This window comes from Chryseomicrobium imtechense, assembly GCF_041475995.1.
Lineage (GTDB): Bacteria > Bacillota > Bacilli > Bacillales_A > Planococcaceae > Chryseomicrobium > Chryseomicrobium aureum.
Map to the genome: position 1 here is coordinate 196,499 of NZ_JBGOBM010000004.1, position 12,334 is coordinate 208,832.

The following is a 12,334-nucleotide window of genomic DNA, read 5'->3' on the forward strand; positions in this document are numbered from 1 at the left end:
TTATGAGGAGTTTCTTATTTTTGAGAAACTCCTTTTTCTTATGTGCCGTATCAACTTTGATATACTCAAAGGGAAGAAAGGCGTGAGAGAATGCTGCTATTTCAAGATTTGACTAATACACAAGTTAAGTTTTCATTTGAACCCAATCAGTTTGAAAGGGAGTCTCATCATGTGCTCGTCATTGTTCGCAAAGGTCCAAAGTTTTTACTAACCAAACACTCTACGCGAGGGTATGAATTTCCAGGTGGGAAACGGGAAGTAGGGGAATCGCTTGAAGATGCAGCCCTTCGAGAAGTTTATGAAGAGACTGCGATTCAGATTCAAAATCTTACTTGGCTCGCATCTTACGAAGTGCAAAGTGATGAACCATTTGTGAAAACCGTGTTTTTGGCGGACTTTAAAAAGGTGGATCACTTTGATGCTCTCCATGAAACGACGGCTCGCGAGTGGTTGACGCTTCGAGATATTGAAAGACATCCGTTTTTGAGTTTTTATATGAAAGACGATGGGATGAAAGCAATCCTGACGCAACTAAAAAAGAAGTTCCCACTTTATAAGAAACATCGGATTCCTAGTCCAAATAGCAAAGTCCGCATATACGAAGTAACCTATTATTCTGATGAATTTCTCGTAAAGGGATGGCTAGCTGAACCAGTTGCAGGGGCACAAGAAGCCATTGTCTATTTACGCGGAGGAATCAATCAAATCGGAAAAGTACGAGGAGCTCGAATTGCACAAATTGCAGCTCAAGGGTTTACGGTATTCGCACCGCACTATCGCGGTTCGTTTGGAGGCGAAGGAAAAGACGAGTTTGTGGGTGCCGATCGTCAAGACGCTTACGGAGCTGTTGATTATTTAGCGGCTTGCGGCTATACACGTATTCATCTGTTTGCGTTTAGTCGTGGTGGAATCATGGCATTGTGGGCAGCGGTGATGCGACCCGAAGTGACCTCGCTCGTGACTTGGGGAGGAGTGTCTTCCATCTATTTGACTTATGAAGAACGTGTAGACATGCGCCGGATGATGAAACGCATCTACGGCGGGACCCCTAAAAAGGCTCCAGATGCGTTTGAAGACCGTGACGTGCTACATCAATTAGAGCGTATGAATGCACCCGTTCTCATCATTCACGGGGAACTAGATACTAATGTTGGGTTTGAGCACGCAACGATTCTGGAGGAGAAATTGAAAGGTTTAAATAAGCCTGTGACTACGAGGTATCTAGAAAACCACCATCACTTTGTGCCCGACCCACTGAACCGACAGATTTTACGCGAAGCGCTCGAGTGGATGCTTGAGCAGGGGCGCTGAGCGAGCGTTCATCGGACGAATTGGAGATTTCTTCTACACTACCCGTGATTTCTTCTACCCAAATCGGTTTTTATTCTCCCGAAGTCATATTATGGAAACTAACTAAAGAAAATGTGCAAAAAACAAGGCCTACTCGGATTGAGTAGGCCTTGTTCTGTATGTCCAATTAAATAATTGGTCCACCTTTAGAGATGATCTCTTCAGAAACACCAGAGAACTTATTGAAGTTCTCGCGGAAGCTATCTGCAAGTTCTTTTGCTTTTTTGTCATAAGCATCTTTGTCTGCCCATGCATTACGTGGGTTCAAGACGTCACTTGGTACGCCAGGAACTTCTTTAGGAATCGCAACGCCGAATACAGAACCTTGCTCTGTTTCTACGTTCTCAAGTTTCCCTTCGATTGCAGCGCGAACCATAGCGCGTGTGTAAGAAAGTTTCATACGCGTTCCAACGCCATACTCTCCACCAGTCCAACCTGTATTGACAAGGTAGACGTTTGCGCCGTGTTCGTCAATTTTGTTTCCAAGCATCTCTGCGTATACAGCAGCTGGAAGTGGTAGGAAAGGAGAACCGAAGCATGTTGAGAATACTGGTTGTGGACTTGTAATCCCGCGCTCAGTTCCCGCAAGTTTTGATGTGAAGCCACTTAGGAAATGGTACATCGCTTGTTCTTTTGTTAATTTCGAGATTGGAGGCAAAACGCCAAACGCATCCGCCGTTAAGAACACGATTGTTTTTGGATGACCTGCAACAGAAGGCACCATGATGTTGTCGATGTAATCGATTGGATAGGCAGCACGTGTATTCTCTGTTAAAGAGTTGTCATCGTAATCTGCTTCACGTGTTTCTTCATTTACGACTACGTTCTCAAGAACAGTACCGAATTTGATTGCGTTATAGATCTCAGGCTCATTTTCTTCTGTTAGGTTGATACATTTTGCGTAGCATCCGCCTTCCATATTGAAGACGCCCGTATCTGACCAACCATGCTCGTCGTCACCAATTAAATGACGGCCTTTGTCTGCAGATAAAGTTGTTTTCCCAGTTCCAGACAGACCGAAGAACAATGTAACGTCGCCTTCTTCGCCTACGTTTGCAGAACAGTGCATTGGAAGAATCCCTTGCTCAGGAAGCAAGTAGTTCATAATACCAAAGATGGATTTTTTCATCTCACCCGCATACTCCGTACCACCGATTAGTACGATGCGCTCTTCAATAGACACCATGATGAAGGTCTCAGAGTTCGTACCATCAACTGCAGGATCTGCTTTGAACGTTGGAGCACTCACGATTGTGAATTGTGCTTCGTGGTTAGCAAGCTCTTCAGCGGTTGGACGAATGAATAATTGATGGGCGAACAAGTTGTGCCATGCGTATTCATTGATTACTTGGATTGGTAGGCGAGACGCTTCGTCTGCACCAGCGAACCCTTTAAATAAGAAAAGAGCATCTTTTGTTTGTAGGTAATCGACAACTTTTGCATATAAGTTTTGGAATACTTCTTTTGAGATTGGGCGGTTGACTGAACCCCAATCTACTTTATCACGTGAAATATCTTCATCTACCATATATTTATCTTCTGGGGAACGCCCCGTATACTTTCCAGTTTCAGCACGTAGTGCACCAGTTGAAGTCAGCATACCTTCACCACGAGCAGTTGCTTGTTCAACAAGTTCCGCTACAGATAGTTGCGTGTGGACTTGGTCTCCCGATAATAAAGACTGAATTGCGCTTTTTGTATCGATCGATTGCATAGGTTAAATACCATCCTTAAATAGATTTTCCGAAGTGACGGAATGCTAATATGTGAATTAGTATAACACATTAAACTAAATAGTCTACACTAATACGTCACTTGATTAGTGATTTTTTTGTGGGGACTTTCACACAGTTTTTTGTTGACTTTCGATAGGTGAATGCGTATGATGGAAAATTGAACGGATACTCTTATCCCGAGCTGGTGGAGGGGTCAGGCCCTATGAAACCCGGCAACCTCAATAAGATAGAGATGCAACACTTATTGAAAAGGTGCCCAACCTGAGACAGGGGATTCCCCTGATTGATAAGAGTGAAAGGTGCAAAGAAATCATCCTTTCCTCATTAGTGAGTGAAAGGATTTTATTATTTATGAACGCCTTCAACCATGCGCCAAATCCAAAACAGCTTCAAGTATTCTAGGCTTGCCATGGGGAATGAGTACCGGTTCAATTCACGGGAGCAATCCCGCAGGATCAAGAAGGAGGAAATATATCATGACACAACGTCGATTATTCACTTCGGAATCAGTAACAGAAGGCCATCCGGATAAGATTTGTGACCAAATCTCAGATGCGATCCTTGACGCAATCTTAACTGAAGACCCGAATGCACGTGTAGCGTGCGAAACAACCGTCACAACTGGACTTGTTCTAGTTGCTGGAGAAATTACAACATCTGCTTATGTAGACATTCAAAAAACGGTGCGTGAAACAGTTCGAGAAATCGGCTACACACGTGCAAAATTCGGTTTTGACGCAGATACATCTGCTGTTTTAACTGCAATTGATGAGCAGTCTGCAGATATCGCGGCTGGAGTAGACCGTGCACTTGAAGCACGCGAAGGGTCTATGACAGACGCTGACATCGAAGCTATCGGAGCGGGTGACCAAGGTCTGATGTTCGGATTTGCTTGTAATGAAACAGAAGAATTAATGCCACTTCCAATCAGCTTGGCGCACAAATTATCACGCCGCTTATCGGAAGTACGTAAAAACGAAACACTTGAGTACTTACGTCCAGACGGTAAAACACAAGTGACTGTTGAATACGATGAAAACGGCAAGCCAGTGCGTGTCGATACAATCGTAATTTCTACACAACACGCTCCTGAAATTACGCTAGAGCAAATTCAGTCTGATTTGAAAGAACACGTCATCAACGCAGTCGTACCGGCTGAGTGGATTGACGAAAACACGAAATACTTTATCAACCCAACTGGCCGCTTCGTAATCGGTGGACCACAAGGAGATGCTGGTTTAACTGGCCGCAAAATTATCGTTGATACGTACGGTGGTTATGCACGTCACGGTGGCGGTGCATTCTCTGGGAAAGATGCAACAAAAGTTGACCGCTCTGCAGCATATGCAGCTCGTTATGTTGCGAAAAATCTCGTAGCAGCGGGTCTTGCGGATAAAGTAGAAGTGCAACTTGCTTATGCAATCGGTGTAGCACAGCCAGTTTCAATTGCTGTGGATACATTCGGTACAGGAAAAGCAACAGAAGCAGACATGGTAACATGGATTCGCGAGTTGTTTGACCTACGCCCAGCGGGAATCATCAAGATGCTTGATCTTCGTCGTCCGATCTACAAGCAAACTGCTGCGTACGGACACTTTGGTCGTACAGACATCGATGTACCATGGGAAAAAACAGACAAAGCAGCTGAGTTAAAAGCAAAAGCTGGTTTATAAAATGAGGAAACTCCCGAGGAATTTACTTCCTTGGGAGTTTTTTTGTTATTCTTGCAAACCTTTATAGTATTGACCCTTTTCATGATACTCACGCACAATGCGCTCCATGTCCTTCTTATCTTCCTCATTGACAGCTCGCACAACCTTCGCTGGCCGTCCATATGCCATCATACCAGCAGGAATCATTTTTCCTTGAGGGACGAGACTACCGGCTCCAATAAATGCACCTTCTCCGATTTCTGCACCATCTAAAATGATGGAACCCATTCCAATCAAGGCACCTTTCCGGATAGTGCAACTATGCAGTGTCACTTGATGACCGACCGTTACTTCGTCTTCTATGACAAGTGGGAACTGAGGACTTTGGTGAAGGCAACAAAGATCTTGGATGTTGACCTTACGACCAATGCGTGTCGCATTGACGTCGCCGCGAATGATAGTGTTGAAAAATACTGAAGACCCTTCACCGATTTCTACATCTCCTGTGATGGTCGTGAAATCCGCAATAAACACGGACGGATGGATATTTGGAGTTTTTTCGCCAAATGGATAGATCATAACAGACTTCCTTTCTATACCCTTGCTATACTATAAAGTAAGTGTAGCAGAATGAGAAAGGGGAAGGTAGCCATGTGGATATGGGAAACCGAAAACCAACCGAAAGCCATTGTCGTTATCGTCCATAATGTATTGGAACATCATAGACGCTACGCATGGGTTATAGAATACTTACGAAGCAACGACTGCCATGTTGTCATGGGTGATCTTCCAAGTCACGGAGAAGCCGCGAAGAACAAAGGCCTCCATAATGAATCGATTGATGAATATGAACTGTATTTGGAGCGCGCCATAGAGTATGCGAGCCAATTTCATTTACCGATATTTTTACTGGGGCACGGATTCGGAGCCACGACGATTCTTCACTATATGCGAAAACCGAGAGAGTCGGTTGCAGGCCTTCTTCTGACAAGTCCTTGGATCGACTTAAAAGCAACCCCTTCGAAATGGTCAAACCGCTTAGCAAAACTAACAATCAATCAACGTCTTGAGTTCCCACTCGATGCTGAACTCTATATTTCGGATGCCGTTCTCCAACAAGAATATCAGGAAGACGAACTCGTACATACGACGGTCACTACGGAATGGTATGAAGCATTGCAAGAGCGAATGAAAACAGTCGGACAATCTTCACGCGAATGGACAGTGCCTGTTTGGTTACAACTGGCAGCAGAGGACAAAGTGATTTCAGTGCCAGCTGTGCGCACATGGATGGCGGGTCAAAAATTCCCGACGCTTCATTACTCGGAATGGACGTCTGCGCGCCATGATATTCATCAACATACCGATCGTGAATTTGTAGCAAAGAGTGCGATTGATTTCATTCATTTGGCCGTTCTTCGGCTTGGTTATGTCCTATGACGTCTGACCTCGTATATGATATACTCGTATGACAAACCTTATAAGGAGAGGAATCATGCAGCAACTCATTCGTAATATTATAGTAGAAAGTCCATCAAAAGTTGGAAATTTAGGTCTTGTCACTTCTGCCATCGGAGCAGCGGAAGGGGATATTGGCGATATTAAGTTGATCAAAAGCGGTCCGTTGACAACTGTTCGCGATATTTCCGTCACTTGTCGGGATGAAGTACATTTACAAACGGTTATCCAAAACATCGAGTCAATTGGCAATGGCGTTGAGATCCATGCAGTGACGGATGATGTGTTGAAAGCACATGAAGGTGGAAAAATTGCGATGAAGAGCACCATTGATGTGCGTTCACTCGGCGATTTGCAGCGCGTCTATACACCTGGAGTAGCAAGTGTCTGTTTAGAAATTGAAAAGCACCCTGAGCAAGCAAAGTATTTCACTTCAATTGGGAAATCAGTGGCGATTGTAACAGATGGAACGGCAATTCTTGGCTTAGGAAATATCGGCTCTGTCGCTGGCATGCCGGTTATGGAAGGGAAGTCTGTTTTACTCGATCAGTTCGTTGGCTTAAGCGGCGTACCGATATTATTAGACACAAGTGACCCTGATAAAGTTGTAGAGACAGTCAAGCATATTCACCAAGGTTTTGGTGCCATCTTACTTGAAGATATTGGTTCTCCTCATTGCTTTGAGATTGAAGAACGCTTAAAAGCAGAATTACCGATACCAGTCATGCACGATGACCAGCACGGAACAGCAGTCGTGACATTGGCAGCCGTTTTAAATGCTTGCCGCGCAACAGGTGTTGATCCGACTAAAGCAGTCGTGGGTCAAATCGGTCTCGGCGCAGCAGGACTCGCCATCGTTCGCATGTTGTTAGCGTATGGTGTGAAAGATGTTTACGGAATCGATCGTCAGCCAGAAGCCATTGAGCGTCTTCACAAATATGGCGGTAAATCAAAGGACTCATTAGATTCATTAATGGCAGAATGCGACATCGTCATTGCGACAACGGGTGTAGAAGGCTTGATTAAACCGGAAATGGTGCGTGAAGGCCAAATCATTTTAGCGTTATCTAACCCTAATCCGGAAATTCAACCGGCAGCAGCGATCAAAGCAGGTGCTGCATTCGCAGCAGATGGACGTTCAGTCAACAATGTTGTCGGCTTCCCAGGAATTTTCCGTGGGGCTCTCGATGCGGAAGCAAAACAAATCACGTATCCAATGCTTATCGCAGCAGCGGAAGCGATTGTAAGCCACACGCGCCGTGGCGAATTGATTCCAACTCCGCTAGATCCAGCACTTCACATGGTTGTGGCCCGAGCAGTAGAGGAAGCAGCCGCGAAGGAACAAATTTAATAAATAAAACCAGTATCATCTCTTGATTCAATTCAAGAGTCGATACTGGTTTTTTAGTTCTTTCTCTCAATCACCACAAGCTCCGGCGGCGAATTTTGTTGATTGAGAAAGGCGCTATGCAGAACCTGGTACTGTTCTTGTGGCAATGTGGCTACGAAGTCAAGAACTGCAGAACGTTCGATTTTTCCAGTTTGATGACCGTGATAGATGACAAGGACAATGCGACCTTTCACAACGAGCAGTCGAATGGCTGCTTCAATCGCTTGAATCGTCTTCGAACTTTCCGTAGTAACGGTATGATCTGCACCGGGAAGATAACCTAAATTAAATACAACTGCACGCACGTCTTGTGAGATAAATTCCTCAATGCGCTCATGACCTGCTAAGATGACTTCTGCATGTTCCACTCCCGCACTCGATAGGCGCTGTTTGGTTGACTCGACAGCCGCCTGTTGTATATCAAACGCCACAACCTTTCCACTAGGAGTTACAAGCTTTGCTAAGAATAAAGTATCGTGACCGTTTCCAGCAGTTGCATCCACGACCACGTCACCGGGCTCGATAATTTCTTTTAAATAGATCTTCGATTGATTTAACGCATTTTGTAACATACAGGCACGTCCTTTCCACTCTAGTTTATCATCTTGTTGGAATATGAAAAAAGGTCTAAAATGGGTGGAGTGAATGGAGATGACGAATCATGCCAAAGCGTGTTTGGCTTTTAGTAATTGGAATGTTGATCAATGTCACAGGGAACTCATTGCTGTGGCCTTTAAATACTATTTATATGAATGACTACTTAGGAAAATCGTTATCCGTCGCTGGACTTGTGTTAATGGCAAACGCAGGTGCTGGGATCATTGGAAATCTGCTTGGAGGTTGGATGTTTGACCGGCTAGGTGGGTATAAATCCATCATGTTCGGTATTACAATCACACTCGTGGCCCTCATTGGGTTAAATTTTTGGCACGGATGGCCCCATTATGTGTACTTTATGATTTTAATTGGGCTTGGCGGTGGAATTGTCTTCCCGAGTATGTACGCACTTGTCGGAACCGCTTGGCCAGAAGGTGGGCGGCGCGGGTTCAACGCCATTTATTTGGCAGCGAACGTGGGAGTGGCCCTAGGACCAGCTGCAGCAGGAATTATTGCGAGTTACTCGTTCGATTATTTGTTTACAGCGAACATGTGGATGTATGTACTATTCTTCTTGCTCGCGCTTGTTGCCTACCGCGAATATGACACGAAAGCGGCCGTCAATACAAACGTCTTGCAAGAACGGAGCAAGATTGACCGAAAAGCACCATTCTATGCATTGCTGCTGATCTCTGGTGCGTATTTACTCGCATGGGTTGGCTATGTACAGTGGCAATCTACAATTTCAACATATACCCAGCAGATTGGAATCACGTTGAAACAGTACAGTTTGTTGTGGACGATTAACGGTGCGCTTATTGTGCTTGCACAACCACTCATTGCACCCATCGTGAAACGGCTCGAACACCGCATCAAATTGCAGATGGTTGTCGGTCTCATTATTATGCTCATTTCCTTTATTGTCGTAGCTTTCGCCGAACAGTTTACAATGTTTGTCGTATCCATGGTGATATTGACGCTCGGAGAAATGTTCGTCTGGCCGGCGGTTCCAACGATTGCGAATCAACTAGCACCACCCGGGAAAATTGGGTTTTATCAAGGCATCGTCAACAGTACGGCTACGGTAGGCCGCATGATTGGGCCTGTCATAGGAGGAGTCATTGCAGACCTCCAAGGAATGAGTGTGATGCTACTATTCATTACTGTTTTCATGGCAGCAGCGATTATACCCGCTGTTTTATATGACAGACCCCTTCGAAAGGAGACGGAACAATGAAAGACTGGATCGGGTTATTATCAACAGAAGTATTGGATCAAATTCTCGAAAATGCATTTCAATGGTTCGTGGTAGTCGACCGGGAGGCAAAGATTTTATACATCAATGAAGAGTACTGTCATTTTCTTGAGGTCAAGCGTAAAGACGCCATTGGTCAACATGTCGCAGATGTCATTGAAAATACGGAGATGCACAAAGTAATGGAAAAGGGAGAGGCAGACATTGCCGCGCCTCATTACATTAAAGGGACCTATATGCTCGCAAACCGAGTACCTCTAGTTGTAGAGGGAGAAATCGTCGGCGCCTTCGGAAGTGTAATATTTCGAGATATGACGGACTGGAAACGACTGAGCGCCCATGTTAAGACGACAATGGAACGAATCGATCAACGGTTTAGTGGTACTGCAGATCACTTGACGGATCTTGAAGACATTATTGGTGAATCACCGGGCATTCGAAAAGTGAAAGAGGCAATCCGCATGATCGCGCCAACGAAACTTCCAGTGGTCATCGAAGGGGAAACCGGCACCGGAAAAGAAATGTTTGCAGAAAGCATTCACAAGCTATCCGACCGTTCCGATAAACCGTTGCTCAAATTAAATTGTGCAATGATTCCTCAAGAGCTTGCAGAAAAGGAGCTGTTTGATCCACAGGAAGGTAAGGTGTATCAAGCTGCCAGTGGAACGCTTGTGTTAGAAGAAGTTCATGCGTTAGCAATACCGGTCCAAGCGAAACTGTTACGATTTTTGACTGAAAATGAACAGTCGACAACCGACGTGCGTCTTCTGTTCTCATCGAATCGAAATCTTGCAGAACTCGTATCTACAGGGAGCTTCCGTGAAGATTTGTATTACCGGATTCAATCAGTGTATCTAAAGATTCCACCATTACGAGAGCGTATGGAAGATTTTTCACTTCTAACGAGATATTTCATCCACCGAATCGAACAACAAGAGGGAAGAAGAGGTTTGAAAGTCGATCCGAAAACGTTGCGTCATTTAGTGGAGTATCAATGGCCAGGAAATGTACGTGAACTATACAACACTTTGCGTGCGATGGTCTATATGACAGAAGGGAATCGACTCACGACGGCTTCTATTCCCATGCATGTGTTCCAATCCTCAAAAACAAATCATGCAACATCGGGAAAGCTGGAAGATATTTTAGCGCAAACGGAAGTCCAAGTGCTCGAAAATGCTCTTGCCGCATTTCCAGACAAAACAGAGGCGGCCAAGGCACTTGGCATCAGTAGATCGACATTGTATGAAAAATTAAAAAAATATAACTTATGACCTAAAATCCGGATTTTAAGACAAAGTGTCTTATTTTCCGGATTTTTTAAATAGCTTTTATACAGTGCCCATACCTGTTTTTGAATGAATGTGTACGGAAAATCGGACAAGTTTCGAAGTTGAGATTGTCACAGTTTCGTCACAGTCTATTGCGATGTCTCGGTCCTTCTGTTTTAATACTTATGAAAGCGCTTTTTTACACACAACTCGAGGAGGAAGTTTCCTATGAAGCCAATCTATTCTTCTGCAGAAGAAGCAGTAAGCCAAATTCAGGACGGAGCAACACTTATGGTAGGTGGCTTTGGTCTTGTCGGTATACCGGAGCAACTGATCATCGCTCTTGTAAACAAAGGTGTTAAAGATTTAACAGTCATCTCCAATAACTGTGGAGTCGACGACTGGGGATTAGGTTTATTACTAAAAAATAAGCAAATCAAAAAAATGATCGGTTCGTATGTTGGAGAGAACAAAGAATTTGAACGCCAAGTTCTGTCTGGCGAAATCGAAGTTGAATTAACGCCACAAGGGACGCTCGCTGAAAAATGTCGTGCAGGTGGGGCAGGGATTCCTGCATTCTTCACACCAGCCGGAGTCGGCACTGTTGTTGCTGATGGCAAAGAAGTCCGTGAATTTGACGGCAAAGAATATGTCTTAGAAGAAGCACTTGTTGCGGATTTCGCACTCGTACGTGCATCAACAGCAGATAAATTCGGAAACCTCATCTACAATAAAACAGCTCAAAACTTCAATCCAATGATGGCGGCAGCTGGTAAAGTGACGATCGCTGAAGTGGAAGAAATCGTGGAGACAGGTACTCTAGATCCAGCGATGATCCATACACCGAGCGTATATGTGCAAGGTCTATTCCAAGCGAAGCAAGAAAAGCGGATTGAACGTTTAACGACACGAGACTAATTAGAGGAGGGATTTTCATGACTTTATCAACACGCGAATTTATTGCAAAACGTGCAGAGATGGAAATTGAAGATGGCAACTATGTGAATCTCGGTATTGGGATTCCGACACTTGTTGCAAACTTTATTGCACCGAACAAAACGGTTGTCTTACAATCTGAAAACGGTCTACTTGGAATAGGGCCCTACCCTACAAAAGACCAAGTTGATCCAGACTTAATCAACGCAGGGAAAGAAACTGTGACAACTATTCCAGGTTCTGCATTCTTCACAAGCGCAGAGTCTTTTGCCATGATCCGTGGAGGCCACATTGACGTTGCCATCCTTGGTGGTATGGAAGTATCTGAAAAGGGTGACCTTGCCAACTGGATGATTCCAGGAAAGATGATCAAAGGTATGGGTGGCGCGATGGACTTGGTGCACGGCGCAAAGAAAATTATTGTCATCATGGATCACGTGGCAAAGGACGGATCTCCGAAGATTAAAAAAGAATGTACGCTTCCTTTGACAGGTAAAGGTGTTGTGAATTTAATTATCACAGACCGTGCTGTCATTGAAGTGACAGAACATGGACTCGTCCTCAAAGAAGTATTTGAAGGACATACAATTCAGGGCGTCGTAGAAGCAACAGAAGCGGACCTGAATGTGGATAACGTGAAGGAGAACGTTTCGTTCTAATACGACCCGATGACTAGATGGGGGAAATAA

The 12,334-nt window shown here is 44.6% G+C and carries 11 protein-coding genes and 1 riboswitch; of the genes, 8 read left to right on the top strand and 3 right to left on the bottom strand.

The genetic code is table 11. The features are described 5' to 3' along the window. The first annotated feature begins 90 nt into the window (after window positions 1-90). Window positions 91-1,311, top strand: coding sequence for a prolyl oligopeptidase family serine peptidase (locus tag AB5N96_RS05835; RefSeq protein ID WP_499704915.1), 1,221 nt, complete (start codon window positions 91-93; stop codon window positions 1,309-1,311). A gap of 166 nt (window positions 1,312-1,477) precedes the next feature. Here the strand turns inward: AB5N96_RS05835 and pckA are convergent, their stop codons facing one another. After that, window positions 1,478-3,064, bottom strand: coding sequence for a phosphoenolpyruvate carboxykinase (ATP) (pckA, locus tag AB5N96_RS05840; protein ID WP_499704916.1), 1,587 nt, complete (start codon window positions 3,062-3,064; stop codon window positions 1,478-1,480). Between the two features lie 190 nt (window positions 3,065-3,254). After that, window positions 3,255-3,379, top strand: a riboswitch (SAM riboswitch). A gap of 180 nt (window positions 3,380-3,559) precedes the next feature. Here pckA and metK point away from each other — a divergent pair. After that, window positions 3,560-4,759, top strand: a complete 1,200-nt coding sequence (gene metK, locus AB5N96_RS05845; RefSeq protein ID WP_338032458.1) for a methionine adenosyltransferase — start codon at window positions 3,560-3,562, stop codon at window positions 4,757-4,759. Window positions 4,760-4,804: 45 nt separating this feature from the next. Here the strand turns inward: metK and AB5N96_RS05850 are convergent, their stop codons facing one another. Next, window positions 4,805-5,317 carry a gamma carbonic anhydrase gene (locus tag AB5N96_RS05850; RefSeq protein WP_499704917.1) on the bottom strand — a complete coding sequence of 171 codons (513 nt, stop codon included), beginning with the start codon at window positions 5,315-5,317 and terminating at the stop codon, window positions 4,805-4,807. 72 nt (window positions 5,318-5,389) lie between these two features. Between AB5N96_RS05850 and AB5N96_RS05855 the strand changes: the two genes are divergently transcribed. Continuing rightward, entirely contained in the window at window positions 5,390-6,178 is a 789-nt protein-coding gene (locus AB5N96_RS05855) for an alpha/beta hydrolase (protein ID WP_499704918.1), read from the top strand. A gap of 55 nt (window positions 6,179-6,233) precedes the next feature. Then, a complete protein-coding gene (locus tag AB5N96_RS05860; RefSeq protein ID WP_499704919.1) occupies window positions 6,234-7,547 on the top strand; it encodes an NAD-dependent malic enzyme in 1,314 nt (437 codons plus the stop codon). A 53-nt stretch (window positions 7,548-7,600) separates the two neighbouring features. Here AB5N96_RS05860 and mnmM read toward each other — a convergent pair whose 3' ends face one another. Continuing rightward, window positions 7,601-8,158 carry a tRNA 5-(aminomethyl)-2-thiouridylate-methyltransferase MnmM gene (gene mnmM / locus AB5N96_RS05865; RefSeq protein ID WP_499704920.1) on the bottom strand — a complete coding sequence of 186 codons (558 nt, stop codon included), beginning with the start codon at window positions 8,156-8,158 and terminating at the stop codon, window positions 7,601-7,603. Window positions 8,159-8,247: 89 nt separating this feature from the next. On the opposite strand from mnmM, the gene AB5N96_RS05870 reads away from it, so the two are divergent. The 4 genes from AB5N96_RS05870 (at window position 8,248) to AB5N96_RS05885 (ending at window position 12,304) form a co-directional block, all read left to right on the top strand. After that, window positions 8,248-9,420, top strand: coding sequence for an MDR family MFS transporter (locus AB5N96_RS05870; RefSeq protein WP_499704921.1), 1,173 nt, complete (start codon window positions 8,248-8,250; stop codon window positions 9,418-9,420). Beyond that, the gene (locus tag AB5N96_RS05875; RefSeq protein ID WP_499704922.1) at window positions 9,417-10,712 is read left to right on the top strand and encodes a sigma-54 interaction domain-containing protein; all 1,296 of its coding nucleotides are present in this window, start codon (window positions 9,417-9,419) and stop codon (window positions 10,710-10,712) included. The genes AB5N96_RS05870 and AB5N96_RS05875 overlap by 4 nt, the downstream gene beginning before the upstream one ends. Before the next feature lie 225 nt (window positions 10,713-10,937). Further along, window positions 10,938-11,627: a CoA transferase subunit A gene (locus AB5N96_RS05880; protein WP_204590508.1), complete on the top strand. Its 690-nt coding sequence runs from the start codon at window positions 10,938-10,940 to the stop codon at window positions 11,625-11,627. A gap of 17 nt (window positions 11,628-11,644) precedes the next feature. Then, window positions 11,645-12,304 (top strand): 3-oxoacid CoA-transferase subunit B, encoded by a 660-nt coding sequence (locus AB5N96_RS05885; protein ID WP_204590507.1) that lies wholly within the window; start codon window positions 11,645-11,647, stop codon window positions 12,302-12,304. The last annotated feature ends 30 nt before the right edge of the window (window positions 12,305-12,334 follow it).